General features: G+C 68.7%; 23 protein-coding genes and 1 tRNA gene. 2 read left to right on the top strand and 22 right to left on the bottom strand.

The window, feature by feature from the left end; genetic code table 11:
• From G537_RS44020 to G537_RS40520, 6 genes are all read right to left on the bottom strand, one after another.
• A partial coding sequence (locus G537_RS44020; RefSeq protein WP_155888827.1) for a GTP-binding protein occupies nucleotides 1-94 on the bottom strand: 94 nt, incomplete at its 3' end.
• A gap of 29 nt (nucleotides 95-123) precedes the next feature.
• The gene (fusA, locus tag G537_RS0128945; RefSeq protein WP_026873045.1) at nucleotides 124-2,199 is read right to left on the bottom strand and encodes an elongation factor G; all 2,076 of its coding nucleotides are present in this window, start codon (nucleotides 2,197-2,199) and stop codon (nucleotides 124-126) included.
• A 27-nt stretch (nucleotides 2,200-2,226) separates the two neighbouring features.
• Complete coding sequence (gene rpsG / locus G537_RS0128940; protein WP_026873044.1) at nucleotides 2,227-2,697, bottom strand: 30S ribosomal protein S7; 471 nt, start codon at nucleotides 2,695-2,697, stop codon at nucleotides 2,227-2,229.
• A gap of 12 nt (nucleotides 2,698-2,709) precedes the next feature.
• Nucleotides 2,710-3,081, bottom strand: a complete 372-nt coding sequence (rpsL, locus tag G537_RS0128935) for a 30S ribosomal protein S12 (RefSeq protein ID WP_026873043.1) — start codon at nucleotides 3,079-3,081, stop codon at nucleotides 2,710-2,712.
• Nucleotides 3,082-3,396: 315 nt separating this feature from the next.
• Nucleotides 3,397-4,326, bottom strand: coding sequence for an RNA polymerase sigma factor SigJ (gene sigJ, locus G537_RS0128930; protein ID WP_245579159.1), 930 nt, complete (start codon nucleotides 4,324-4,326; stop codon nucleotides 3,397-3,399).
• A gap of 47 nt (nucleotides 4,327-4,373) precedes the next feature.
• The gene (locus G537_RS40520) at nucleotides 4,374-5,462 is read right to left on the bottom strand and encodes a glycosyltransferase family 4 protein (RefSeq protein ID WP_051249271.1); all 1,089 of its coding nucleotides are present in this window, start codon (nucleotides 5,460-5,462) and stop codon (nucleotides 4,374-4,376) included.
• Nucleotides 5,463-5,643: 181 nt separating this feature from the next.
• Here G537_RS40520 and G537_RS0128920 point away from each other — a divergent pair, with 181 nt between their 5' ends.
• Nucleotides 5,644-6,270, top strand: a complete 627-nt coding sequence (locus tag G537_RS0128920) for a 2OG-Fe(II) oxygenase (protein WP_026873041.1) — start codon at nucleotides 5,644-5,646, stop codon at nucleotides 6,268-6,270.
• A 68-nt stretch (nucleotides 6,271-6,338) separates the two neighbouring features.
• Here the strand turns inward: G537_RS0128920 and G537_RS0128915 are convergent, their stop codons facing one another.
• Nucleotides 6,339-6,725: a type II toxin-antitoxin system VapC family toxin gene (locus tag G537_RS0128915; RefSeq protein ID WP_026873040.1), complete on the bottom strand. Its 387-nt coding sequence runs from the start codon at nucleotides 6,723-6,725 to the stop codon at nucleotides 6,339-6,341.
• Nucleotides 6,722-6,967, bottom strand: coding sequence for a type II toxin-antitoxin system Phd/YefM family antitoxin (locus G537_RS0128910; RefSeq protein ID WP_026873039.1), 246 nt, complete (start codon nucleotides 6,965-6,967; stop codon nucleotides 6,722-6,724). The genes G537_RS0128915 and G537_RS0128910 overlap by 4 nt, the downstream gene beginning before the upstream one ends.
• Before the next feature lie 163 nt (nucleotides 6,968-7,130).
• Between G537_RS0128910 and G537_RS0128905 the strand changes: the two genes are divergently transcribed.
• Nucleotides 7,131-7,505 carry a hypothetical protein gene (locus G537_RS0128905; protein WP_026873038.1) on the top strand — a complete coding sequence of 125 codons (375 nt, stop codon included), beginning with the start codon at nucleotides 7,131-7,133 and terminating at the stop codon, nucleotides 7,503-7,505.
• 115 nt (nucleotides 7,506-7,620) lie between these two features.
• Here the strand turns inward: G537_RS0128905 and G537_RS0128900 are convergent, their stop codons facing one another.
• The 14 genes from G537_RS0128900 to G537_RS43215 form a co-directional block, all read right to left on the bottom strand.
• Nucleotides 7,621-8,778 carry a glycosyltransferase gene (locus G537_RS0128900; RefSeq protein WP_026873037.1) on the bottom strand — a complete coding sequence of 386 codons (1,158 nt, stop codon included), beginning with the start codon at nucleotides 8,776-8,778 and terminating at the stop codon, nucleotides 7,621-7,623.
• Nucleotides 8,779-8,889: 111 nt separating this feature from the next.
• Complete coding sequence (gene rpoC, locus G537_RS40515) at nucleotides 8,890-13,218, bottom strand: DNA-directed RNA polymerase subunit beta' (protein WP_051249270.1); 4,329 nt, start codon at nucleotides 13,216-13,218, stop codon at nucleotides 8,890-8,892.
• A 75-nt stretch (nucleotides 13,219-13,293) separates the two neighbouring features.
• Nucleotides 13,294-17,481 (bottom strand): DNA-directed RNA polymerase subunit beta, encoded by a 4,188-nt coding sequence (gene rpoB, locus G537_RS0128890; protein ID WP_026873036.1) that lies wholly within the window; start codon nucleotides 17,479-17,481, stop codon nucleotides 13,294-13,296.
• Between the two features lie 127 nt (nucleotides 17,482-17,608).
• Nucleotides 17,609-17,995: a 50S ribosomal protein L7/L12 gene (gene rplL / locus G537_RS0128885; protein ID WP_026873035.1), complete on the bottom strand. Its 387-nt coding sequence runs from the start codon at nucleotides 17,993-17,995 to the stop codon at nucleotides 17,609-17,611.
• A gap of 52 nt (nucleotides 17,996-18,047) precedes the next feature.
• On the bottom strand, nucleotides 18,048-18,566 hold the full coding sequence (gene rplJ / locus G537_RS0128880; RefSeq protein ID WP_026873034.1) for a 50S ribosomal protein L10: 519 nt from the start codon (nucleotides 18,564-18,566) through the stop codon (nucleotides 18,048-18,050).
• A gap of 305 nt (nucleotides 18,567-18,871) precedes the next feature.
• Nucleotides 18,872-19,579: a 50S ribosomal protein L1 gene (rplA, locus tag G537_RS0128875; protein ID WP_026873033.1), complete on the bottom strand. Its 708-nt coding sequence runs from the start codon at nucleotides 19,577-19,579 to the stop codon at nucleotides 18,872-18,874.
• Nucleotides 19,580-19,584: 5 nt separating this feature from the next.
• Nucleotides 19,585-20,016, bottom strand: coding sequence for a 50S ribosomal protein L11 (gene rplK, locus G537_RS0128870; protein ID WP_026873032.1), 432 nt, complete (start codon nucleotides 20,014-20,016; stop codon nucleotides 19,585-19,587).
• Between the two features lie 149 nt (nucleotides 20,017-20,165).
• The gene (nusG, locus tag G537_RS0128865) at nucleotides 20,166-20,699 is read right to left on the bottom strand and encodes a transcription termination/antitermination protein NusG (protein ID WP_026873031.1); all 534 of its coding nucleotides are present in this window, start codon (nucleotides 20,697-20,699) and stop codon (nucleotides 20,166-20,168) included.
• A 3-nt stretch (nucleotides 20,700-20,702) separates the two neighbouring features.
• Entirely contained in the window at nucleotides 20,703-20,900 is a 198-nt protein-coding gene (gene secE, locus G537_RS0128860; protein WP_026873030.1) for a preprotein translocase subunit SecE, read from the bottom strand.
• Nucleotides 20,901-20,932: 32 nt separating this feature from the next.
• Nucleotides 20,933-21,008: transfer RNA gene (locus G537_RS0128855), tRNA-Trp, on the bottom strand.
• 130 nt (nucleotides 21,009-21,138) lie between these two features.
• Nucleotides 21,139-21,759 carry a pyridoxal 5'-phosphate synthase glutaminase subunit PdxT gene (gene pdxT, locus G537_RS0128850; protein ID WP_026873029.1) on the bottom strand — a complete coding sequence of 207 codons (621 nt, stop codon included), beginning with the start codon at nucleotides 21,757-21,759 and terminating at the stop codon, nucleotides 21,139-21,141.
• Nucleotides 21,753-22,694 (bottom strand): pyridoxal 5'-phosphate synthase lyase subunit PdxS, encoded by a 942-nt coding sequence (pdxS, locus tag G537_RS0128845; RefSeq protein WP_026873028.1) that lies wholly within the window; start codon nucleotides 22,692-22,694, stop codon nucleotides 21,753-21,755. Before pdxS ends, pdxT begins: the two co-directional genes overlap by 7 nt.
• 155 nt (nucleotides 22,695-22,849) lie before the next feature.
• Nucleotides 22,850-24,328: a MocR-like pyridoxine biosynthesis transcription factor PdxR gene (gene pdxR, locus G537_RS40510; protein WP_051249269.1), complete on the bottom strand. Its 1,479-nt coding sequence runs from the start codon at nucleotides 24,326-24,328 to the stop codon at nucleotides 22,850-22,852.
• Between the two features lie 162 nt (nucleotides 24,329-24,490).
• Nucleotides 24,491-24,585 (bottom strand): EF-Tu C-terminal domain-related protein (locus tag G537_RS43215; protein WP_085127346.1); only part of this gene is annotated, 95 nt, incomplete at its 5' end.

Genomic DNA, 24,585 nt, shown 5'->3' with positions numbered 1-24,585 from the left:
TCGCCGCCGTCAGCGACGTCTTCCCATGGTCCACGTGACCAATCGTGCCAATGTTGCAGTGCGGCTTCGTCCGCTCAAACTTCGCCTTCGCCATTATCTCTCTCCGTTCTTCTCACACGCGCATCAAGCAAGCTTGGCGCGGACTTCGTCGGCGATCGCCTGGGGCACCTGATCATAGTGATCGAAGTGCATGGTGTACTGGGCACGACCCTGGGTCATCGACCGCAGGTTGTTGACGTAGCCGAACATGTTGGCCAGCGGCACCATCGCCGAAACGACGCTGGCGTTGCCGCGGCTGTCCATGCCCTGGATCTGGCCGCGCCGGCTGTTCAGGTCGCCGATGACGTCGCCCATGTAGTCCTCGGGCGTCACCACCTCGACCTTCATGATCGGCTCGAGCAGCGCCGGCTTGGCCTTCGGAATGCCCTCGCGGAACGCCGCGCGGGACGCGATTTCGAAGGCCAGGACCGAGGAGTCGACGTCGTGGAAGGCGCCGTCGGTCAGGGTGGCCTTGAAGTCGATCACCGGGAAGCCGGCGATCACGCCGGTGTCCTTGGCCGAGCTCAGGCCCTTCTCGACGCCGGGGATGTATTCCTTCGGCACCGCGCCGCCGATGATCGCGCTCTCGAACTGGTAGCCCGAGCCCGCGGGCAGCGGCTCGAAGGTCAGCTTGACGCGGGCGAACTGGCCCGAACCGCCGGTCTGCTTCTTGTGCGTGTAGTCGATCTCGGCCCGCTGGGTGATGGTCTCGCGATAGGCCACCTGCGGCGCGCCGACATTGGCGTCGACCTTGAACTCGCGCTTCATGCGGTCGACCAGGATCTCGAGATGGAGCTCGCCCATCCCCTTGATCACGGTCTGGCCGCTCTCCGGGTCGACCGCGACGCGGAAGGACGGGTCCTCCTGCGCCAGGCGCTGCAGCGCCGTCGACATCTTCTCCTGGTCGGCCTTCGACTTCGGCTCGACCGCGACCTCGATCACCGGCTCCGGGAACTCCATGCGCTCGAGCACGATCGGCTTGGCCGGATCGCACAGCGTGTCGCCCGTCGTGGTGCTCTTGAGGCCGACCAGCGCGACGATGTCGCCGGCACTGGCCTCCTTGATCTCCTCGCGGTTGTTCGCATGCATCAGCAGCATGCGGCCCACCCGCTCCTTCTGGTTCTTGACCGAGTTCTGGACGTAGGAGCCGGCCAGGAGCGTGCCCGAATAGATGCGGGCGAAGGTCAGCGAGCCGACGAACGGGTCGGTCATGATCTTGAAGGCCAGCGCCGAGAACGGCGCGTCATCATTCGTCGGCCGGGTGTCCGGCTCGTCCGAATCGACCTTGTGGCCCTCTACCTGGGCGACGTCGAGCGGCGACGGCAGGAAGTCGACCACGGCGTCGAGCAGGGTCTGCACGCCCTTGTTCTTGAAGGCGGAGCCGCAGAGCACCGGCACGAACTTGAAGGTCAGCGTGCCCTTGCGTATGCAGGCGCGCAGCTGCTCCGGGGTCGGCTCGTTGCCCTCGAGATAGGCCTCCATCACCGCGTCGTCCATCTCGACCGCGGTGTCGAGCAGGGCCTGGCGGTACTCGGCCGCCCGGTCCTTCAGATCGGCCGGGATGTCCTCGAAGTGGAACTTGGCGCCGAGGCTGTCGTCCTCCCAGATCACCGCCCGGTTCTCGACCAGGTCGACGATGCCGGCATAGTCGCTCTCGATGCCGATCGGCAGGTTCAGCACCAGCGGGACGGCGCCCAGCCGGTCCTTGATCATGTCGACGCAGCGATAGAAGTTCGCGCCGATCCGATCCATCTTGTTGACGAAGCAGATCCGCGGAACCTTGTACTTGTCGGCCTGGCGCCAGACGGTCTCGGACTGCGGCTCGACGCCGGCGACCGAGTCGAACACCGCCACCGCGCCATCGAGCACGCGCAGGGAACGCTCGACCTCGATGGTGAAGTCGACGTGGCCCGGCGTGTCGATGATGTTGACGCGGTGGTCGCGCCAGAACGCGGTGGTCGCGGCCGAGGTGATGGTGATGCCGCGCTCCTGCTCCTGCTCCATCCAGTCCATCGTCGCGGTGCCTTCATGCACCTCGCCGATCTTGTACGACTTTCCGGTGTAGTACAGAATTCGCTCGGTCGTGGTCGTCTTACCGGCATCGATGTGCGCCATGATGCCGATGTTGCGGTACTTCTCGATCGCGTGGCTACGCGGCATGATCAGTCTCTCGGGCCGGAGGCTGGGTTACCAGCGGTAGTGCGAGAACGCCTTGTTGGCGTCCGCCATCTTGTGGGTGTCCTCGCGCTTCTTCACCGCGGCGCCGCGCTGGTTGGCGGCGTCCAGCAGCTCGTTCGAGAGGCGGTCGACCATGGTGGTCTCGGAGCGCTTGCGCGCGGCCTGGATCAGCCAGCGGATGGCCAGGGCCTGGCCACGCTCGGCACGGACTTCGACCGGCACCTGGTAGGTGGCGCCGCCGACGCGGCGCGAGCGGACCTCGACATGCGGGCGGACATTCGCCAGCGCCTCGTGGAAGGCCACGATCGGGTCGCCCTTGGTGCGGGCCTGCAGCTTGTCGAGCGCGCCGTAGACGATGCGCTCGGTGGCCGACTTCTTGCCGTCGAACATGAGGTTGTTCATGAACTTCGACAGGATGACATCGCCGAATTTCGGGTCCGGCAGGATCTCACGCTTCTCGGCGCGATGGCGACGGGACATGGGGAGACCTCCTTACTTCGGACGCTTGGCGCCGTACTTCGACCGGCGCTGGCGACGATCCTTGACGCCCTGCGTGTCGAGCGTGCCGCGAATGATGTGGTAGCGCACGCCCGGCAGGTCCTTCACGCGGCCGCCGCGGATCATGACGACCGAGTGCTCCTGCAGGTTGTGGCCCTCACCCGGGATGTAGCTGGTGACCTCGAACCCGTTGGTCAGGCGCACGCGCGCCACCTTACGAAGCGCCGAGTTCGGCTTCTTCGGGGTCGTGGTGTAGACGCGGGTGCAAACGCCACGCTTCTGCGGGCAGGCCTGGAGAGCCGGCACCTTGTTGCGCGCCCGCTGCGGCTGGCGCGGCTTACGGATCAACTGATTGATCGTCGGCATATCTGCCCTTCTTGGTTCTTCGACAAAACGGCCCGGCAAAGCGGCCCACCCTTCCGGGCGCCCGCCGCTGTGACGTCACGTTCCGAGAGAAGGATGACGCAAACGATACAGGACCCCGAGGCGCCCACACCTGCGGGGCCAACCGGAGTCCTTCGCTTGTCACGGCCGCACCATGATGCGCCCGCGGTCGTCTGTCTCTGCGGAAAGCGCGTCTAACCCGCCCTGCGGCGGATTACAGCCGGCTCCCGGAAAAGCGCGCGGACTATACGGATGCACCCCTGCCCCGTCAAGCCGCATCGATCGCATCCGGAACGATCAGGCGTCGCCGCGTTCCGGCAGCGAAACGGAGCCCAGCTTGTCGGGGTTCCGGGTCCAGAACACGGCCTTGATGCCCTGGGGCCCGACGGCGAGATCGATGGTGCCCATCAGCTCGTCGCCGTCCATGACCACGAAGCCCGGCTGACCGTTGATCCAGCGCGGCAGATAGGCGAAGTTCGGCCCGAACTTGCGCCAGACGCCCTGGAAGAACCGCGCCACCCTGTCGGCGCCCTCGATCACGTTCATCGCCGCACGCACCTTGCCGCCGCCGTCGCTGTAGAGCTTGGCGTCGCGGGCCAGCAGCGCGGTCAGCTGCGCCAGGTCGCCCGAGCGCAGCGCGTCGCGGAACGCCGCCACCATCGCGTCGTGCTGCGGCTGCGGCACCGGCTCGGCGACGAGGCCGCTGCCCTCCAGCTTGCGCCGGGCGCGGCTGACCAGCTGCCGGGTGGCGGCGTCGCTGCGGTCGAGCGCCGTCGCCACGGCGGCGTGCTCCAGGCCGAAGACGTGCTGCAGCAGATAGGCCGCGCGCTCGACGGGCGTCAGCCGCTCCAGCAGCAGCAGGAAGGCCGTGGTCAGCGTCTCGCTGCGCTCCAGCTCCTCGGCGGCGGAGGGGGCGGTCTCGCTCACCAGCGGCTCCGGCAGCCAGGGGCCGACATAGGTCTCGCGCCGATGCCGGGCCGATCGGAGCTGGTCGATGCACAGCCGGGTGCAGGCGGTGACCAGCCAGGCCCGCGGATTGTCGATCGTGCTCCGGTCGGCCGCCTGCCAGCGCAGCCAGGTCTCCTGCACCGCGTCCTCGGCATCGGCGTGCGAGCCGAGCATGCGGTAGGCCAAGCCCCAGAGCACCTTGCGGCTGGCTTCGAAATCCGCGGCGTCGGAGCGGGCATGGGCGTGGTCCATCTGCGTCTCGGTGGCGAAGGGCGACACGGACAAGACGGGACAGCCTTCCGGAATGTGACGTCGGGTCGACGCGATCAGCCTACACCCGCGGCGGCCAGATGGCGGGCGCGGATCTCGTCGAGCCCGGCGACGATGCTGCGGGCGTCGAAATGGGCCCGGGCCCGGGCCGGGCCTTCGAGCTGCAGCCGGCGGCGCAGCTCCGGATCGCCGATCAGGGTCTCGGCCGCCGTCCGGATGTCCTCCGCCGTCACCCTGGGCAGGATCACGGCCTTATCGGCCGTGATCTCCCGCAAACCTCCTGTGCCGGAGCAGATCAGGGCGGCGCCCCAGGTCAGCGCCTCCAGCGCGGTGCGGCCGAACGGCTCCTCATAGACCGAGGGCACCGAGGCGATGGCGGCGCGGCGGACCCAGCCCATCACCTCGTCATGCGGCATGAAGGGCAGGAACTGCGCCCGGTCGCCGGCCTCGGCCAGGGTGGCCTTGACCTGCTCGACGAAGGCCGGGTCGCGGCCGCGGCCGATCATCACCGCCCGCCAGTCCGGATGCGCCGCCAGCACCGGCTTCATCGCCCGGGCGAATTCCAGCGGCCCCTTCTCGGGGATCACCCGGCCGACCTGGATGATGATGTTCTCCTTGGCCTCGGGCGGCGGCGCCGGCTCGGCCATGTCGAGCCCGTTGTGGACGACGTCCAGCGTGCCCTTGTACCAGGGCGCATGCTCCCGGAAGTGCCGGCGCAGCGCCTCCGACACGAAGACGAATCCGGCGAAGCGGGACACCGCGGCGCGGTAGTGCAGCCGCCACAGCAGCCCCTTGTGGAAGCGGATGAAGTTGTGCCGGAAGTACAGCAGCGGCACCCGCGGCAGCGCCCGGGCCAGGGCCGAGGCGGTGACCCGGTGGGCATGCACCTCGATCAGCGACGGGTTCAGCGCCGCGATCTGCGGCAGCGCCCGCTTCATCCAGCGGCGATGCGGCTCCCCCTCCTCGAGCGGGATCGGGTGGAAGCGGATGCCGGGGAAAGGCTCGCCCGCATCCTGCCCGACCACGACGATGTCCTGCGCGTAGCGGCTGAAGGTGACGGTGTCGCGCGCATAGAGATCGACCGGGCTGGCGCCGACGGCGCCGAACTTCATCTTGCGCGGCAGGACGATGACGATGGGACCCATGGATACCTCCGGGCGCCTTTTATGACGATGCGCCGCCCCCGACGCCAGCCCCTCGCCGCCCCCGCCCGCCGGGTGCGACGCGCTGCGAGTTGATCGCAGGCGGGGCCGGGCCTATGCTCCGCCGCGGAATGGCGCGGCCGGCCTCGCTTCGGAACCGGGCCGCGCGTGAGGAGACGGTGTGATGCTTCGCTACGATGTGCTCGAACAGGCGACGGTGGATCGGACGCCGTTTCCGCATGTGATCTCTGCGGATGTGCTGCCGGAGGAGCGCCGCGCCGAGCTGGAGCGCGACTTCCCCGACATCCCGATCACCGGCTTCGTGCCGCCGGACGAGTACCCGGCCGGCGACGCGTTCAAGGAGCTGGTGTCGGACGTCACCAGCACGGAATTCGCCACCATGCTGGGCGCCAAGTTCGGCCTCGACCTGGCGTCGAAGCCGACGCTGGTGACGGTGCGCAAATGGTCGGAGCCGGCGGCCGGGCGGCCGCACACCGACGGGCCGGACAAGATCGTCACCGCGCTGGTCTATCTGAACCAGGAATGGGCCTCGACCGAAGGCTGCCTGCGCATCCTGCCGAGCCAGGACATCAACAGCCCGGGCGCGCGGGAAGTGGCGCCGACCTTCGGCAACTTCCTGGCGTTCCAGCGCTCCGACCATTCCTGGCACGGCCATCTGCCGTTCAAGGGCGAGCGCCGGGTGCTGCAGATCGCCTGGTGCGTCAACGAGGAGGCGATCGCCCGCAAGCGCAAGCGCCACGGCCAGTCGAGCTTCCTGAAGAAGCTGTTCTCCTTCGGCAAGAAGCATTAGCGGACCGAGGCGGCCTCCCCGCCGCCTTTCCCGATCCGATCGCCGACGGCTCGCGTTCCCGATTGGCGTCACACCAGCCGGAGCGGACCCGGGTACTGCGCCACGGTCGCATCGGCCGTGAGCAGCAGGATGCCTTCGGCCGTGGCCTGCGCGACCAGCAAGCGGTCGAACGGGTCCTTGTGGATCGGCGGCAGGGCGTCGACGGCGATCGCATGCGCGCCCAGAACCGGCAGTTCCTGATAGCCGTTATCGATCAGGCCACGGCGCAGCATCCGCACATCGACCTGGAAATCCGGCCGGTTCAAACCGCGCTTGATCGCGATTTCCCAAAGGCTGGCGACGCTGAAGACCAGCTCGTTCCCGGTGTCGGCCATCAAGTTGAAGGCGTCGGCCGGCACTCGTTCGGCGCCCTCCGCCGCCCGCAGCAGCAGATGGGTGTCGAGCAGCAGCTTCACGCCTCGCCCTCCAACATCTTCTCGATGTCCGCCGCCCCCATCGTATCGAAATCGTCAGGCACCGTGATCTGGCCGGCCATGAAGCCGAACCGTTTGACCTGGGCCGGCTCCGGGGCGTCGAGCGCCGACACTTTCACCAGCGGCTTGCCTGCCTTGGCGATCAGGAAAGGCTCGCCCTTCACAGCCTGTTCGATCAGCCGGGAAAGGTGCGTCTTGGCCTCGTGAATGTTATAGGTCCGCATCTGCCGATTAAGTCTAGTTCAGTGGACTAAGTCTATGCGCTGGTCCTTCGGCGTCAAGCCTGGAGACGAAGCCCCTCTTGGACCGGAAGCATTGAGCCGGGCGGCCGGCGCCCCATATCGGATCGGGGCGCCGGTCGGGCCGCCCCGATCGAGGGAGACGGTCATGCTTCCGTTCCGGACCCTTGCTGCCGCCGGCTTCGTGCTGGCCGGCTGCATCGCCGCGGCGCCGCCGGAGGTGCCGCCGGACCCGGCAGTGGCGACCAAGGTCCGGCAGCTCTCCGGCAACAATGCCTGCAGCGACCGGATCGCCGGGGCGCTGACCGCGGCGGGGATCACGGCCGACCGGATCATCGACTACGACCTGGCGCCGGCGGCCACGGGCGGGCGGCGCCACTCGGGCACCCGGCGGAACCAGCAGCGCCAGGCCTGGCTCAAGATGGCCGGCGGCGGCAGCGTCGTGGTGCAGTTCGAGCCCTCGACCTGCCGCATCGCCCTTCTTTTCGCCCGCGACGGCGCCGTGCTGCCGGCGGCCGGCTGAGGCCGGCGGTGCCTCAGTCCTCGTCGTCGCTGCTGCCGGTGATGCGGCCGAGCGAGTCGCGGTGGATCGCGAGGGTTATCGCGGGTTTGCGGTATTTTCGTGGTCCCACCCCGCCCTAGCGGGCAGCGAGACGCTCCAGCAGCGGCACGGCCGTGGCGACATCAGGCATGGCGGCGACCTCGCACGCCATCCGCTCCGCCGCCCGGCGAAAGGCCGGGTCGGCGAGCACCGCCTGCGCGGCCTCGCCTATCGTCCCGGCCGTGCTGCCGACGGGATCGAGCACCCGGGCGACGCCGAGCGCGGCGCAGCGTGCGGCATTGGCCGGCTGGTCCGCCCCGATCGGCAGCAGCACCATGGGCACGCCATGCGCCAGCGCGCCGATCACGGCGCCCGACCCGGCCTGGGAGACCATCAGGTCGCAGCGGGGCAGCAGCAGCGGCTGCGGCACGTAGCGTTCGATCCGGACATGGGACGGCTGCGGGCCGAAGGCCGCCGGGTCGATTTCGCGGCCCGTGGTCACGACCAGGTTGACCGGCAGGTCTCGCAGGCCCGCGATCGCCCGGTCGAGCAGGTCGCCGGCCTCCAGATGGAACACGGTGCCGAGCGTGGCGTAGACGGTCGGCCGGCCCGGCGGCAGCCCGGCGAGCCAGGACGGGGGCGGCCCATCCGCCGCGGCCTCCCCGACCGGCGGGCGGATCAGCCGCGCCGTGGCCGGCAGCGGGTGGGCGGGGTCGCGGAACGCAGGCGGCACCGGCGACAGCACCAGGTGCCGATGCAGCATCGCCAGATCCGGATCGGGGTCCAGGCCGTGCTCCGCCCGCAGCGAATTCAGCGGTGCCGCCACCAGCTCGGGCCGGACCAGCGCGCCGGCCGCGATCACCAGCACCGAGGCGTGCGGCAGGCCGAGGCGTTCCGCCGCCACCATGGCGCCGAAATCCATCTCGTCGCAGACCAGGAGGTCCGGCCGCCACCGGCCGCAGAGGTCCAGCAGCGCGGCCGCCCGGTCGCGCGCCACCCGCCCGGCGAAGCCGTCGCGCACCGCCCGGTCCTCCCGTTCGGCGTCGAAGGGGAGCAGCGGCGTCCGCTTGGGGGATGAGCGCAGCGTCGCCCCGCCGGTGGCGAAGGCGGCGAAGCCGGCCGCCTCGACCGCGGGCACCATCGCCGGCTGGCCGGCGAAGGCGACGGCGTGGCCGGCCGCCCGCACGGCCCGGGCGACCGGGACCAGCGGCAGGAAATGCCCGCTGCCGCCGGCGAAGCTGAACAGGACCCGCATCACCATCGCTCCAGAATAGCCACCCTCCCCTTTTGTCCCGGATCCGGGACAAAGAAAAACCCCCTCCGGCGGACCGGAGGGGGTGGTAGCTTTCGGAGACCGACGCCGGGATCAGGCGGCTGCCTCGCCCGAAGGCAGGGCGGGCTCGCCGCCGGCCTGCTCCTCCTGCTGCAGCCGCGCTTGGCGGTCGCGCTCGCCGGCGATCTGCCGCAGGCGGTTGACCACCGAGCCGGTGCCCGCCGGGATCAGGCGGCCGACGATGACGTTCTCCTTGAGGCCGGCCAGGTCGTCGACCTTGCCGGAGACCGCCGCCTCGGTAAGGACGCGGGTGGTCTCCTGGAACGAGGCCGCCGAGATGAACGACTTGGTCTGCAGCGAGGCCTTGGTGATGCCCTGGAGCACCGACACGCCCTTGGCCGGCCGCAGATTCTCGCGGATGGTCTTCTCGTTCTCCGCCTCGAAATCCTCGCGGTCGATCTGGTCGCCGAGCAGGAGGGTGGTGTCGCCCACCTCCGTCACCTCGACCTTCTGCAGCATCTGGCGGACGATCACCTCGATGTGCTTGTCGTTGATCTTCACGCCCTGCAGTCGGTAGACGTCCTGGATCTCGTTGACGAGGTAGTCCGCCAGCGCCTCGACGCCCAGCACCGACAGGATGTCGTGCGGCACCGGGTTGCCGTCGAGCAGCTGGTCGCCCTTGAGAACGTAGTCGCCCTCCTGCACCGAGATGTGCTTGCCCTTCGGGATGAGGTACTCGCGCTCCTCGCCCGACTCCTCGTTCCGCACCACGATGCGCCGCTTGGTCTTGTAGTCCTTGCCGAACTCGACCCGGCCATCGATGTCCGAGATGATGGCGTAGTCCTTCGGCTTGCGGGCCTCGAACAGCTCGGCGACGCGCGGCAGACCGCCGGTGATGTCACGCGTCTTCGAGCCTTCGCGCGGGATACGGGCCAGCACGTCGCCGGCCTGCACCTGCGCGCCGTTCTCGACCTGCAGGATGGCGTCGACCGAGAGGAAGTAGCGCGCCTCGAGGCCGTTCGGCAGGCGGATCACCTCGCCGCGGTCGTCGCGCAGGACGATGCGCGGCTTCAGCTGGTCGCCGCGCGGCTGCTGCCGCCAGTCGACCACCACCTTGGACGAGATGCCGGTCTGCTCGTCGACGACCTCGCGCATCGAGACGCCTTCGACCAGGTCCATATAGGTCGCCGTACCCGCCTTCTCGGTGATGATCGGCATGGTGTACGGATCCCACTCGGCCATCTTGCGGCCGCGCTCGATCCGCTCGCCGTCATCGACCAGCAGCTTGGCGCCGTAAGGCAGGCGGTGGCGCGCCTTCTCGCGGCCCTGCTCGTCGACGAGCTGGAGCTCGCAGTTGCGGCTCATCACCACCAGGACGCCCTGGCTGTTCTTGACGACGTTGCGGTTCTTGATCTGGACCTTGGCGTCGAACGCCGCCTCGATCGCCGACGCTTCGGCGCCGCGCTGGGCCGCGCCGCCGATGTGGAAGGTCCGCATCGTCAGCTGCGTGCCGGGCTCGCCGATCGACTGCGCCGCGATGACGCCGACCGCCTCGCCGATGTTCACCGGCGTGCCGCGGGCCAGGTCGCGGCCGTAGCACTTGCCGCAGATGCCGCCCTTGGTCTCGCAGGTCAGGGCCGAGCGGATCAGGATCCGGTCGATGCCGGCGACCTCGACCGCCTCGACCAGCGCCTCGTCGATCAGCTCGCCCTGCTTGACCACCACCTCGCCGGTCAGCGGGTGCAGCACGTCCTCGCCGGCGCAGCGGCCGAGGATGCGCTCGCCCAGCGGCACGATCACCTCGCCGCCGTCGATCACGGCGCCGGTGGTGATGCCGTTCCTGGTGCCGCAATCCTCCTCGACCACCACGCAGTCCTGGGCGACGTCGACCAGGCGGCGGGTGAGGTAGCCGGAGTTCGCGGTCTTCAGCGCGGTGTCGGCCAGACCCTTGCGGGCGCCGTGCGTCGAGTTGAAGTACTCGAGAACGGTCAGGCCTTCCTTGAAGTTCGAGATGATCGGCGTCTCGATGATCGAGCCGTCCGGCTTCGCCATCAGGCCGCGCATGCCGGCGAGCTGCCGGATCTGCGCCGCCGAACCGCGGGCGCCGGAATGGGCCATCATGTAGACCGAGTTCACCTGCCGCGTCGGGTCGGTGAGCGTGGCCTGGATCTCGGCCATCATCTCACGCGCCACCTCGTCGGTGGTGTTCGACCACACGTCGACCACCTTGTTGTACTTCTCGCCGCGGGTGATCAGGCCGTCGAGATACTGGTTCTCGTACTCCTTGACCAGCTCGGAGGCCTTGGAGATCAGCTTCTCCTTGGCCTTCGGGATGACCATGTCGTCCTTGCCGAAGGAGATGCCGGCGCGGCAGGCATGGGCGAAGCCCAGGCCCATCAGCCGGTCGCAGAAGATCACCGTCTCCTTCTGGCCGCAGTGGCGGTAGACGATGTCGATGACGTTGGTGACGTCCTTCTTCGTCAGCAGCCGGTTGACCAGCGAGAACGGCACCGACGGATGCCGCGGCAGGATCTCGGACAGCAGCATCCGGCCCGGCGTCGTGGTGACGCGCTGGACCACCGCCTGCCCGGTCTCGTCGACCGTGGTGAAGCGGGTCTTGATCCGGCTGTGCATGCCGATCACGCCGGCCGCCATCGCCTGCTCCATCTCGCCGATCGAGGCGAAGCGGGGCACCTGATGCGCGGTCAGCTTGCCGGACTTCAGCTTCTCGAACACCGACTTGACGTCGGAGGCTTCGACCACCTCCGCCGGCTTCTCGGGGTTCTGCAGGATGATGTCGTCATTGGCCAGCGCGGCGGTCAGCGCCTCGACGCTGTCGATCGAGATCGCCGGGCCGAGCCGGTCGTTGCGCTCCATCGACAGGTAGTAGATGCCGAGGACGATGTCCTGCGACGGCACGATGATCGGCTTGCCGTTGGCCGGGCTGAGGATGTTGTTGGTCGACATCATCAGCACGCGGGCCTCGAGCTGGGCCTCGAGCGCGAGCGGCACGTGCACGGCCATCTGGTCGCCGTCGAAGTCGGCGTTGAAGGCGGTGCAGACCAGCGGGTGCAGCTGGATCGCCTTGCCCTCGATCAGGGTCGGCTCGAAGGCCTGGATGCCCAGGCGGTGCAGCGTCGGGGCGCGGTTCAAGAGGACCGGGTGCTCGCGGATCACCTCCTCGAGGATGTCCCAGACCTCCGGCCGCTCCTTCTCCACCATCCGCTTCGCGGCCTTGATGGTGGACGCCATGCCGTACAGCTCGAGCTTGTGGTAGATGAACGGCTTGAACAGCTCGAGCGCCATCTTCTTCGGCAGGCCGCACTGGTGGAGCTTCAGCTCCGGCCCGACGACGATGACCGAACGGCCCGAATAGTCGACGCGCTTGCCGAGCAGGTTCTGGCGGAACCGGCCCTGCTTGCCCTTCAGCATGTCGCTGATCGACTTCAGCGGGCGCTTGTTGGCGCCGGTGATGACGCGGCCGCGACGGCCGTTGTCGAACAGCGCGTCGACCGCCTCCTGCAGCATGCGCTTCTCGTTGCGCACGATGATGTCAGGCGCGCGCAGCTCGATCAGCCGCTTCAGGCGGTTGTTGCGGTTGATGACGCGGCGGTACAGGTCGTTGAGGTCAGACGTCGCGAAGCGACCCCCGTCCAGGGGCACGAGGGGCCGCAGCTCCGGCGGGATCACCGGAACGACGTCGAGCACCATCCACTCCGGATGCGAGCCGGATTCGAGGAAGGCGTCGATCAGCTTCAGCCGCTTGACCAGCTTCTTGCGCTTGGCCTCGGAGCCGGTCTCGCGCAGCTCCTCGCGGACCTTGACGCGCTCCTCCGCCAGGTCGATGCCCGAAAGCATGCCCTTCAGCGCCTCGGCGCCGATCTTGGCGGTGAAGGCGTCCTCGCCGTACTCGTCCTGGGCGCGAAGATACTCGTCCTCGGTGAGGAGCTGGTTCTTCTTCAGCGCGGTCAGGCCGGGCTCGACCACCACGAAGCTCTCGAAGTACAGGACCTTCTCGAGATCCTTCAGCGTCATGTCGACCATCAGGCCGATGCGCGACGGCAGCGACTTCAGGAACCAGATGTGCGCCACCGGCGAGGCCAGCTCGATATGGCCCATGCGCTCGCGCCGGACCTTCGACAGCGTGACCTCGACGCCGCACTTCTCGCAGATGATGCCGCGGTACTTCATGCGCTTGTACTTGCCGCACAAGCACTCGTAATCCTTGATCGGACCGAAGATCCGGGCGCAGAACAGGCCGTCCCGCTCCGGCTTGAAGGTCCGGTAGTTGATCGTCTCCGGCTTCTTGATCTCGCCATAGGACCAGGAGCGGATGCGCTCCGGGCTGGCGATCTGGATCTTGATCTGGTCGAAGCTCTGCGGCGTCGAGACTTGGCCGACGAGATTCATCAACTCGTTCATGTACCTGCTCCCCCGGGGATAGGGACGGACGTATAGGGTTCACGCGGCCGGTCCAGGGGACCGGCCGCCGAAAGTTCAGTACGTGCGCTGCTCGAGCTCGACATTGAGGCCCAGCGACCGCAGCTCCTTCATCAGCACGTTGAAGGATTCGGGGATGCCGGCCTCGAAGTTGTCGTCGCCGCGGACGATCGCCTCGTAGACCTTGGTGCGGCCGGACACGTCGTCCGACTTCACCGTCAGCATCTCCTGCAGCGTGTAGGCCGCGCCGTAGGCCTCGAGGGCCCACACCTCCATCTCGCCGAAGCGCTGGCCGCCGAACTGGGCCTTGCCGCCCAGCGGCTGCTGGGTGACCAGGCTGTACGGGCCGATCGACCGGGCGTGGATCTTGTCGTCCACCAGGTGATGCAGCTTCAGCATGTAGATGTAGCCGACGGTCACCTTGCGGGCGAACTGCTCGCCGGTGCGGCCGTCATGCAGCGTGACCTGGCCCGAGGAGGCCAGGCCGGCCTTCTCCAGCATGTGGACGATGTCGTCCTCGCGGGCGCCGTCGAACACCGGCGTCGCCATCGGCACGCCCTTGCGCAGGTTGCCGGCCATCTCGACCAGCTCCTCCGAGGACATGTCCTGGATGTCCTCGTCGTACTGGCTGCCGTAGACGTCCTTCAGCTTGGCCTGCAGCGTCTCGATGGTCTTGCCGGTGTCGTCGCCCCGGCGCGACTGCGCCTGGTACTGGTCGATCACCTCGCCGATCTGGCGGCCGATGCCGGCCGAAGCCCAGCCGAGATGGGTCTCCAGGATCTGGCCGACATTCATGCGGCTGGGCACGCCGAGCGGGTTCAGCACCAGGTCGACATGGGTGCCGTCATCGAGATACGGCATGTCCTCGATCGGCATGATCTTGGACACGACGCCCTTGTTGCCGTGGCGGCCGGCCATCTTGTCGCCGGGCTGCAGCTTGCGCTTCACCGCGACGAAGATCTTGACCATCTTCATCACGCCGGGCGGCAGCTCGTCGCCGCGCTGCAGCTTCTCGACCTTGTTGTCGAACCGCGCCTCGAGGCCCTTCACCTGCTCGTCGAAGTGACGGCCCATGGCCTCGATATCGGCCATGCGCGCCTCGTCGGCGATGGTGATCTGGCGCCACTGGCCGCGGCTGAAGTCCTTCAGCTGCGCCTCGGTGATCTCGCCGCCGGTCTGGAAGCCCTTCGGGCCGGAGACCGAGGTCTGGCCGATCAGCAGGTCCTTCAGCCGGGCGAAGAAGCTGCGCTCCAGGATCGCGCGCTCGCTGTCGCGGTCCTTGGCCAGCCGCTCGATCTCGGCCCGCTCGATCGCCAGGGCGCGCTCGTCCTTGTCGACGCCGCGGCGCGAGAACACCCGCACCTCGACGATCGTGCCGGTGACGCCCGGCGGCAGCCGCAGCGAGGTGTCGCGGACGTCGGACGCCTTCTCGCCGAAGATGGCGCGGAGCAGCTTCTCCTCCGGCGTCATCGGGCTCTCGCCCTTCGGCGTGACCTTGCCGACCAGGATGTCGCCCGGCTTCACCTCGGCGCCGATATAGACGATGCCCGCCTCGTCGAGGTGGCGCAGCGCCTCTTCACCGACATTCGGGATGTCGCGGGTGATCTCCTCCTGGCCGAGCTTGGTGTCGCGCGCCATCACCTCGAATTCCTCGATGTGGATCGAGGTGAAGACGTCGTCCTTGACGATGCGCTCGGAGATGAGGATCGAGTCCTCGAAGTTGTAGCCGTTCCAGGGCATGAAGGCGACGAGCACGTTGCGGCCGAGCGCGAGCTCGCCGAGCTCGGTCGACGGGCCGTCGGCGATGATGTCGCCCTTGCGCACCCGGTCACCCACCTTCACCAGCGGCCGCTGGGTGATGCAGGTGCTCTGGTTCGAGCGCTGGAACTTCAGCAGGTTGTAGATGTCGACGGTCGAGGCCGAGCCGTCGGTGTCGGTCACCCGCACGACGATGCGGGTGGCGTCCACCGTGTCGATGATGCCGGAGCGGCGGGCGACGATGGTGACGCCGGAATCCCGGGCCACCGTGCCCTCCATGCCGGTGCCGACCAGCGGCGCGTCGGCGCGCACCAACGGCACCGCCTGACGCTGCATGTTCGAGCCCATCAGCGCGCGGTTGGCGTCGTCGTTCTCGAGGAACGGGATCAGCGCCGCGGCCACCGAGACGATCTGCTTCGGCGAGACGTCGACCAGGTCGATCGATTCCGGCTTCGACATCACGTAGTCGCCGCCCTGGCGGCAGGAGACGAGGTCGCCGACGAAGCGGCCCTCGGCGTCCAGCTCGGCATTGGCCTGGGCGATGGTGTAGCGGCTCTCCTCCATCGCCGAGAGATAGATGACCTCGTCGCTGACGCGGCCCTCGATCACGCGGCGATACGGGCTCTCGATGAAGCCGTACTTGTTCACGCGGGCATAGGTGGCCAGCGAGTTGATCAGGCCGATGTTCGGGCCTTCCGGCGTCTCGATCGGGCAGATCCGGCCGTAATGGGTCGGGTGCACGTCGCGCACCTCGAAGCCGGCGCGCTCGCGGGTCAGACCGCCCGGGCCGAGGGCCGAGAGGCGCCGCTTGTGCGTGATCTCGGACAGCGGGTTGGTCTGGTCCATGAACTGGCTGAGCTGCGAGGAGCCGAAGAACTCCCGCACCGCCGCCGCCGCCGGCTTCGCGTTGATCAGGTCGTGCGGCATGATCGTGTCGATGTCGACGGACGACATGCGCTCGCGGATCGCGCGCTCCATGCGCAGCAGGCCGACGCGGTACTGGTTCTCCATCAGCTCGCCGACCGAGCGGACGCGGCGGTTGCCGAGGTTGTCGATGTCGTCGACCTCGCCGCGGCCGTCCTTCAGATCGACCAGGATCTTCAGGATGGCGAGGATGTCCTCCTTGCGCAGGACGCGGAGCTGGTCGTCGGTCTCGAAGCCCAGGCGCGCATTCATCTTCACCCGGCCGACGGCCGAGAGGTCGTAGCGCTCCTGGTCGAAGAACAGGCCGTTGAACAGCGCCTCGGCGCTCTCCAGCGTCGGCGGCTCGCCCGGGCGCATGACGCGGTAGATGTCGATCAGCGCGTCCTCGCGGCTGGCGTTGCGGTCGATCGCCAGGGTGTTGCGCAGATACGGGCCGACATTGACGTGGTCGATGGCGAGCACGGTCAGGGTGTCGAAGCCCTTCTCCTCGAACAGGTCGAGGACGGCCTGGGTGACCTCGTCGCCGGCCTCGAAGAAGACCTCGCCGGTCTTCTCGTCGATCACGTCGACGGCCAGGTAGCGGCCGGCCAGGTCCTCGGCCGGGACCAGGATCTCGGTGACGCCCTGCTCGACCAGCTTGCGGATGACGCGCGGCGTCATCTTGGTGTCGGCCTGGGCCACCACCTCGCCCGAGGCGGCGTCGATCAGGTCGGCGGTCAGCTTCACGCCCTTCAGGCGCTCGCCGTCGAAGGCGGTCTTCCAGCCGTCCTTGGCGCGGCGGAAGTCGACGCTGTCGTAGAAGTAGCCGAGGATCTCCTCCCGGCTCATGCCCTGCGCCTCATAGGGCTGCAGGCCGCGGCCGTCCTTCGCCCGCGTCTCGCGCAGCGCGGCGGTGCCGGCCGAATCCAGCGCCATCAGCAGCGTCGTGGTCGGCAGCTTGCGGCGGCGGTCGATGCGGACATAGAGGTGGTCCTTGGCGTCGAACTCGAAGTCGAGCCAGGAGCCGCGATAGGGGATCACGCGGGCGGCGAACAGGTACTTGCCCGAGGAGTGGGTCTTGCCCTTGTCGTGGTCGAAGAACACGCCCGGGCTGCGGTGCATCTGGGAGACGATGACGCGCTCGGTGCCGTTGATGATGAAGGTGCCGTTCGCCGTCATGAGCGGCATGTCGCCCATGTAGACGTCCTGCTCCTTGATGTCGCGGATCGAGCGCAGGCCCGTGTCCTCCTCGACATCGAACACGGTCAGGCGCAGCGTCACCTTGAGGGGCGCGGCGAAGGTCATGCCCCGCTGCTGGCACTCCTCGACGTCGTATTTCGGCTCTTCCAGCTCGTAAGAAACAAAATCGAGCTCGGCGCGTTCAGAGAAGTCCTTGATCGGGAACACCGACCGGAACACCTCCTGCAGGCCGACCACGGCCCGGGCCGCCGGCTTGACGTTCATCTGCAGGAACTGATCGTAGGAGCTCCGCTGCACCTCGATCAGATTCGGCATTTGGGCGACCTCGGGGATCCGCCCGAAACTCTTGCGGACGCGCTTACGGCCGGTGAAGGTCTGAGCCATGTGAGCCCCTCGTTTCCAACAAATGCCCGAACAGGTACGGAACACAAACGTCCGTTCGCGGCCGACCCCTAGGGATCGGCCGCGCCCGGACTACAGTGACAAAACAGCCTGAAGTGCCACGCGGGTCTTACTTGACGTCGACCTTGGCGCCGGCTTCTTCGAGCTGCTTCTTGATCTTGGCGGCCTCGTCCTTCGACACGCCTTCCTTGACGGGCTTCGGCGCGCCTTCGACGAGGTCCTTGGCCTCCTTGAGGCCGAGGCCGGTGATCGCACGGACCTCCTTGATCACGTTGATCTTCTTGTCGCCGGCGTCCGCCAGGACGACGGTGAACTCGGTCTGCTCCTCGGCCGGAGCGGCGGCGGCAGCGCCACCAGCCGCGCCCGGAGCCGCAGCAACCGCGACCGGAGCGGCGGCGGAAACGCCCCACTTCTCCTCAAGCAGCTTCGAGAGCTCAGCGGCCTCGAGGACCGTCAGGCTCGACAGCTCGTCGACAAGCTTTGCAAGATCAGCCATTTCGTTCTCCTAAGACTTGGTCTTTCTGGGTACGGATTCAACAGGTGCGGCTCTATGCCGCCTCGTCCTTCTTGGCATAGGCGCCGAAGACGCGGGCCAACTGCCCGGCCGGAGCCTGCAGAACGCCGGCGATACGGGTCGCCGGGGTCTGGATCATGCCCACCAGCTTCGCCCGCAGCTCGTCGAGCGACGGCAGCGTGGCGAGAGCCTCGACACCCTTCTGATCGAGCAGCTGAGGACCGAGACCGCCGCCGATGATCTGCAGCTTCTCGTTCTTCTTGGCGTAGTCGACCGCCACCTTCGCCGCCGCAACCGGGTCCTGGGAGAACGCGATGGCGGTCGGGCCGGTGAACAGGTCGGCCAGATGCTCGAACTGGGTGCCCTGAAGGGCGATGCGGGCGAGCCGGTTCTTGGTCACGCGGAACGAGGCGCCCGCCGCGAGCATTTGCCGCCGGAGATCGGTCGATTCGGCCACCGTCATCCCGCCTTGGCGGGTGACGACGACCATGTTCGCCGTCCGGAACGACTCCTGCAACGCGGCGATCTTCTCGGTCTTTTGTGTACGGTTCACGGATCGCCTCCGTTGTCGGGGCTCCGCCCCGGCCGATGCCGGAACGAAACCCCAGTCCACACTGGACCGGCCCTTGGACCCGCCCTCGAGGTGAGGTCGGGTCCGGTGCCGATCCGCTCTCCTGTCCCAGAAGTCCAAGCCCCGCACGGCGCCCGGGCCGAGGCCCGGGCGCCGCCGTTGATTGGGTTCGACTCCCGTCTATGCAGGTGGGTTTTAAGCGCCTTGCGACGCCCCTGCAGTCTCGGACAGGTTCGGGCGGGGCCGGGGCCCCCCCCTGTCCACTGCCCTTTCGGGCAGCGTATTCCTCAGGCGCCGGCGCCCTCGTGCAGCTTCGCCAGGTCCAGCTTGTAGCCCGGGCCCATGGTCGAGGTGACGGTCACCTTCTTCAGATAGGTGCCCTTGGCCCCGCTGGGCTTGGCGCGCTGGATCGCCTCGACGAAGGCGCGGATGTTGCCGATCAGCGCCTCTTCCGTGAAGCTGGCCTTGCCGACGCCGGCATGGACGATGCCCGCCTTCTCGGCCCGGAACTCCACGGCGCCGCCCTTGGCGGCCTTGACCGCGGCGGCGACGTCGGGGGTGACGGTGCCGAGCTTCGGGTTCGGCATCAGGCCGCGCGGGCCCAGCACCTTACCGAGGCGGCCGACCACGCCCATCATGTCCGGGGTGGCGATGCAGCGGTCGAAATCGGTGCGGCCGTCCAGGATCTCCTTGGCGAGATCGTCGGCGCCGACGATGTCGGCCCCGGCGGCCTGCGCCTGCTCGGCCTTGTCGCCCTTGGCGAACACCAGGACGCGCACGGTCTTGCCGGTGCCGTTCGGCAGCTGGACCACGCCGCGGACCATCTGGTCGGCGTGGCGCGGGTCGACGCCGAGATTCATCGCGATCTCGACGGTCTCGTCGAACTTCGCCGTGGCCGACGCCTTGAGCAGCTTGACGGCCTGGGCCAGATCGTAGGACGCCTCGGGGTTCAGCCCCTTGGTCGCGGCGCGCATGCGCTTGGAAAGCTTCGCCATGGCCGTTACTCCACCACCTCGATGCCCATCGACCGGGCCGAGCCCTTGATCATCTGGGCGGCCGCCTCGATGTCGTTCGCGTTGAGATCCTTCATCTTGATCTCGGCGATCTCGCGCACCTGCTTCATCGTGATCTTGCCGACCGTGGCGCCCTTGCCGGGCGTCTGGCTGCCCTTGTCGAGCCCCGCGGCCTTCTTGATGAAGTAGGTGTTCGGCGGCGTCTTGGTGACGAAGGTGAAGGTCCGGTCCGCATAGGCCGTGATCACGACCGGGATCGGCATCCCCTTCTCCAGGTTCTGCGTCTGGGCGTTGAACGCCTTGCAGAACTCCATGATGTTCAGACCGCGCTGACCCAGCGCCGGACCGATCGGCGGCGACGGGTTGGCGGCGCCCGCGGGCACCTGCAGCTTGATCTGTCCTACGACCTTCTTTGCCATCTCAGATCCCTCAACAACTGATCCCTCCGGCGGAACCGGAGGGACGGGGAAGCGCGGTTACGACCCCCGGAGGACTTCCCGGGAAGGTCTCCCGCGCCGCTTCCCCGCACCCGGAGGCGCGGGGTATGCCGACGACGATCGACGGATCGTCACGAAACCTTTTCGACTTGCGTGTACTCCAGCTCGACCGGGGTGGCGCGCCCGAAGATGGACACCGCGACCTTGAGCCGCGACCGCTCCTCGTCCACCTCCTCCACCACGCCGTTGAAGCTGGTGAAGGGACCGTCGGCCACGCGCACCGTCTCGCCGACCTCGAAGCTGATGGAGGGCTTCGGCCGCTCCACCCCTTCCTGGACCTGCTGCATGATCCGCATCGCCTCGGTCTCGCTGATCGGGATCGGCTTGTTGCCGGACCCGAGGAAGCCGGTGACCTTCGGCGTGTTCTTGACCAGATGCCAGGCCCGGTCGGACAGCTCCATCTTGAGCAACACGTAGCCCGGGAAGAACTTGCGCTCGGTGTTGACCTTCTGCCCGCGGCGGATCTCGACGACCTCCTCGGTCGGCACGACGATCTGCTCGAAATGGTCGGACAGGCCCTTCTGCTCCGCCTGCTCGCGGATCGATTCCGCGACCTTCTTCTCGAAATTCGAATAGACGTGCAGCACGTACCAACGCATCGCCATGGCTCAGCCCCCCATGCCGATGATGGAGGTCACCGCCCAGCCGGCGACCCAGTCGACCAGCAGGAAGAAGATCGACATGATGGTGACGAACACGAACACCATGCCGGTGGTGATCGCGGTCTCCTTCCGTGTCGGCCAGGTGACCTTCGCGGTCTCCTGGCGGACCTGCCTGAAGAACTGGACGGGGCTGGTCTTGGCCATGTCTACCAATCAAATCGCCGGTCAGGCGGGCTTGGCAGGAGTGGAGGGTCTCGAACCCCCAACCTTCGGTTTTGGAGACCGACGCTCTACCAGTTGAGCTACACTCCTCCGGGGACCGCCCTGCCTTCAGGGAAACGCGACGACGCGCGCTCGCCGCCCTGACCGCGGAGCGAACGGCCTTGTAGCGGAAGCGCCGGGCAGAATCAACACCTGTTCCGGAGCGCCCGATCGATTTCTCTCAGGCCGCCCGTTCGGCCCCGGTTCCGGCCGCCGCCATGTCCCGGAACAGCCGGTGCACCCGGCGGTCGGACGACAGCTCGGGGTGGAAGGTCGCGGCCAGGATCCGGCCCTGGCGCACCAGCACCGGGTCGCCGTCCCGCTCGGCCAGCACCTCGACCCCGGGGCCGATGCCGGCAATGCGCGGCGCCCGGATGTAGACCGCCTCCAGCGGCCCGCCCGGCAGCGCCGTCGGCGTCTCCAGGATCGCCGAATCGTTCTGCCGGCCGTAGGCGTTGCGCTCGACCGTGGCGTCGAGCACGCCGAGGCTGTCCTGCTCCGGATGCCGCACCCGGCGGGCCAGCAGGATGCAGCCGGCGCAGGTGCCGAAGACCGGCATGGTCCCGGCGAAGCGCCTGAGCGGGTCGAGCAGCCCGTCGCGCGCCGCCAGCTTCAGCAGCGTGGTGGATTCGCCGCCCGGGATCACCAGCCCGGCGAGGCCGTCGAGATGCGCCGGCAGGCGTACCGGGACGGGCTCCGCCCCGGCTTCGCGCAGCGCCCGGGCATGGGCCTCGACATCGCCCTGCAGCGCCAGGACGCCGATGCGCGGCATCCCGGTGCCCTGGTTCCGGTCCGTCACCATCCGCGGGTCTGCAGCATCTGGGCGGGCTCCAGCGCCGCCACCGCCAGCCCCTTCATCGCGCCCTGGCACTCGGCGCTGGCCTCGGCCAGGATCGCGGCGTCGTCGTAATGGGTGGTGGCGCGGACGATGGCGCGGGCACGGCGCTCCGCCTCCTCCGGCTCGGCGAAGGTCTGCGAATCCCGCATGAAGATGCCGGAGCCGACGAACACCGCTTCGGCGCCGAGCTGCCGCACCAGCGCGGCGTCGGCCGGGGTGGCGATGCCGCCCGCCGAGAAGTTCGGCACCGGCAGCCGGCCGGTCTCGGCCACCAGCCGCACCAGCTCGTAGGGCGCCGCCAGCTCCTTGGCGGCGCTGTACAGCTCCTCCGGCCGCAGCACGGTCAGGCCGCGGATGTCCTTGGTGATCTGGCGCAGATGCTGGACCGCATGGACGACGTCGCCGGTGCCGGCCTCGCCCTTGGTGCGGATCATGGCCGCGCCCTCGGCGATCCGGCGCAGCGCCTCGCCCAGGTTGCGGGCGCCGCAGACGAAGGGGGTGACGAAGGCGTGCTTGTCGACGTGGTGCGCCTCGTCGGCCGGGGTCAGCACCTCGGATTCGTCGATGAAGTCGACGCCGAGCGACTGCAGCACCTGGGCCTCGGCGAAATGGCCGATGCGGCACTTGGCCATGACCGGGATCGACACCGCCGCCATGATCTCCTTGATCTTGAGCGGCGAGGCCATGCGGGCGACGCCGCCCTCGGCCCGGATCTGCGCCGGCACCCGTTCCAGCGCCATCACCGCGACGGCGCCGGCGCGCTCGGCGATCTCGGCCTGGCGCGCATCGGTGACGTCCATGATGACGCCCCCCTTCAGCATCTCGGCCAGGCCGGTCTTGAGGCGCAGGGAGGTGGGGGTCGCACCGTTGCCGGTGCCGTTGGCGGCGGTCGTGGTCATTGGGCTCTCTCCGAACAGGTCCGCCCGAAGCTAAGCACTCGGTACTGGTCGGATAAGATCCACTGAACCGGCAATTTCATGGGGCCAGTTCGCCGCCCGGGAAGACCGGGGTCACGGGCAGTGGATTCGGATTCCTGCAGGAACGATGGTGCCAGTCAGGCCGCGCCGCCGCGGCGGAAGGACTGCACCACCTCGCGCAGCAGGGCGACGCCCTGGCGAATATCCGCCTCCTCCAGCGCGGCGTAGCCCATCACGAAGCCGGCGCCCGCATCGGCGCCTTCGGCCCCCGTCTCGGCCGGGACGATGCCGACCGAGCGCAGCGCCGCCGCCTCGGCGACGCTGCCGGCCAGCGCGGCCGGAATGTCGCAGAAGCGGACCACGAGGTGCAGCCCGGCCTTCGCGCCCTCGATCTCCACCGCCGCGCCGAAGGCCTGGCGCAGCGCCGCCACCAGCACGTCGCGTCGGCGCTGGTTGCGCCGGCGGGTGCGGCGGATATGGCGCTCGAAATGGCCGTCGCGGATGAGATGGGCGAACACCGCCTGGTCGAGCGAGGCGGTGTGCCGGTCGGTCAGCTGCTTGGCCCGCAGGAACGGCTCCACCAGCTCCGGCGGCAGCACCATGTAGCCGAGGCGCAGGCCGGGCGACAGCACCTTGGAGACGGTGCCGGAATAGATCACGAGGCCGGCGCGGTCGAGCGCCTGCAGCGATTCGACCGGGCGGCCCTCGTAGCGGTACTCGCTGTCGTAGTCGTCCTCGAGGATGGTGGTGCCGCCGCGCTCGGCCCAGTCCAAGAGGGCCAGGCGGCGCGCCGCCGGCATCACCCCGCCGGTCGGAAACTGGTGGCCGGGGGTGACATGAGCCAGCCGCGCCCCGGCCTCGGGCGGCGGCAGCCGGGCGGTGTCGAGCCCGTCGGCATCGACCGGCACCGGCAGCAGTCGGGCGCCGATCGCCTCCGCCGCCAGCCGGGCGCCGCCGTAGCCCGGATCCTCGACCACCACCGTGTCGCCGGGGTCGACCAGCACGCGCAGGGCCAGGTCGACCGCCTGCTGCGAGCCGTTGACGATCAGGATCTGCTCCGGTCGCGCCCGCACCTGCCGGGCCCGCGCCAGATAGTCGGACAGGGCGCCGCGCAGCTCCGGCAGGCCCTGCGGGTTCTCGTAGAGATAGGGCTTGCCGGCGCGGCGGCGGATCTCGCGCAGCAGCAGGCGGCGCCAGATGTCGGCGGGGAAGTCGGCGGCGCTGACCGTGCCGTAGTGGAAGCTGTAGCGCAGCCCGCCGCGGCGGGTCAGGCTCTCGATGTCGAGGCCGCGCAGCCGCTCGCTGTAGCGCGACAGCCGGGGCGCGCGGCGCCCTTCGGCCGCCGTGGTCTCGGCGACGGGCCGCGGCCCCGCCCCGGCCGGCAGCGCCGCGCCGACGAAGGTGCCGGCGCCCGGCCGGCTCTCCAGATAGCCTTCGGCCAGCAGTTGCTCGTAGGCCAGCAGCACGGTGTTGCGCGAGATCGCGAACTGGTCAGCCAGCGCGCGGGAAGAGGGCAGCCGCGTGCCGGGCGCCGCGGCGCCGGTCAGGATCGACGCCTTGAGCTGCTCGTAGATCTGGGTCTGCAGCGGCGCGTCGCGGTCGAGACGGATCACCATGGGGCCATCTTACATAGAGCAAAATGCGTGCGGCTCATTTGAAACCGTCATCGCTTGCCTTGCCGGTGCCGAGACTGTCGCCCGGAACGACGAAAGGGCGGGGAGATCCCCGCCCTTCCGCACGTATCGGCACTGGATGCCGCCCGAAAGCGGCAGCCGGTGTTACTCGATGATGGAGGCGACGACGCCGGCGCCGACGGTGCGGCCGCCTTCGCGGATGGCGAAGCGCAGGCCCTCGTCCATGGCGATCGGGGCGA

The organism is Inquilinus limosus DSM 16000, from assembly GCF_000423185.1.
GTDB classification, from domain to species: Bacteria; Pseudomonadota; Alphaproteobacteria; order DSM-16000; family Inquilinaceae; genus Inquilinus; species Inquilinus limosus.
This window is presented reverse-complemented; position numbering and strand designations above follow the sequence as displayed.

Excerpts from the sequence above, each read along its gene's own strand:
- fusA (WP_026873045.1), bottom strand. The coding sequence starts at position 2,199 with ATGCCGCGTAGCCACGCGATCGAGAAGTACCGCAACATCGGCATCATG.
- rpsG (WP_026873044.1), bottom strand. The coding sequence starts at position 2,697 with ATGTCCCGTCGCCATCGCGCCGAGAAGCGTGAGATCCTGCCGGACCCG.
- rpsL (WP_026873043.1), bottom strand. The coding sequence starts at position 3,081 with ATGCCGACGATCAATCAGTTGATCCGTAAGCCGCGCCAGCCGCAGCGG.
- G537_RS40520 (WP_051249271.1), bottom strand. The coding sequence starts at position 5,462 with ATGGGTCCCATCGTCATCGTCCTGCCGCGCAAGATGAAGTTCGGCGCC.
- G537_RS0128920 (WP_026873041.1), top strand. The coding sequence starts at position 5,644 with ATGCTTCGCTACGATGTGCTCGAACAGGCGACGGTGGATCGGACGCCG.
- G537_RS0128910 (WP_026873039.1), bottom strand. The coding sequence starts at position 6,967 with ATGCGGACCTATAACATTCACGAGGCCAAGACGCACCTTTCCCGGCTG.
- G537_RS0128905 (WP_026873038.1), top strand. The coding sequence starts at position 7,131 with ATGCTTCCGTTCCGGACCCTTGCTGCCGCCGGCTTCGTGCTGGCCGGC.
- G537_RS0128900 (WP_026873037.1), bottom strand. The coding sequence starts at position 8,778 with ATGCGGGTCCTGTTCAGCTTCGCCGGCGGCAGCGGGCATTTCCTGCCG.
- rpoC (WP_051249270.1), bottom strand. The coding sequence starts at position 13,218 with ATGAACGAGTTGATGAATCTCGTCGGCCAAGTCTCGACGCCGCAGAGC.
- rpoB (WP_026873036.1), bottom strand. The coding sequence starts at position 17,481 with ATGGCTCAGACCTTCACCGGCCGTAAGCGCGTCCGCAAGAGTTTCGGG.
- rplL (WP_026873035.1), bottom strand. The coding sequence starts at position 17,995 with ATGGCTGATCTTGCAAAGCTTGTCGACGAGCTGTCGAGCCTGACGGTC.
- rplA (WP_026873033.1), bottom strand. The coding sequence starts at position 19,579 with ATGGCGAAGCTTTCCAAGCGCATGCGCGCCGCGACCAAGGGGCTGAAC.
- rplK (WP_026873032.1), bottom strand. The coding sequence starts at position 20,016 with ATGGCAAAGAAGGTCGTAGGACAGATCAAGCTGCAGGTGCCCGCGGGC.
- nusG (WP_026873031.1), bottom strand. The coding sequence starts at position 20,699 with ATGGCGATGCGTTGGTACGTGCTGCACGTCTATTCGAATTTCGAGAAG.
- secE (WP_026873030.1), bottom strand. The coding sequence starts at position 20,900 with ATGGCCAAGACCAGCCCCGTCCAGTTCTTCAGGCAGGTCCGCCAGGAG.
- pdxT (WP_026873029.1), bottom strand. The coding sequence starts at position 21,759 with ATGGTGACGGACCGGAACCAGGGCACCGGGATGCCGCGCATCGGCGTC.
- pdxS (WP_026873028.1), bottom strand. The coding sequence starts at position 22,694 with ATGACCACGACCGCCGCCAACGGCACCGGCAACGGTGCGACCCCCACC.
- pdxR (WP_051249269.1), bottom strand. The coding sequence starts at position 24,328 with ATGGTGATCCGTCTCGACCGCGACGCGCCGCTGCAGACCCAGATCTAC.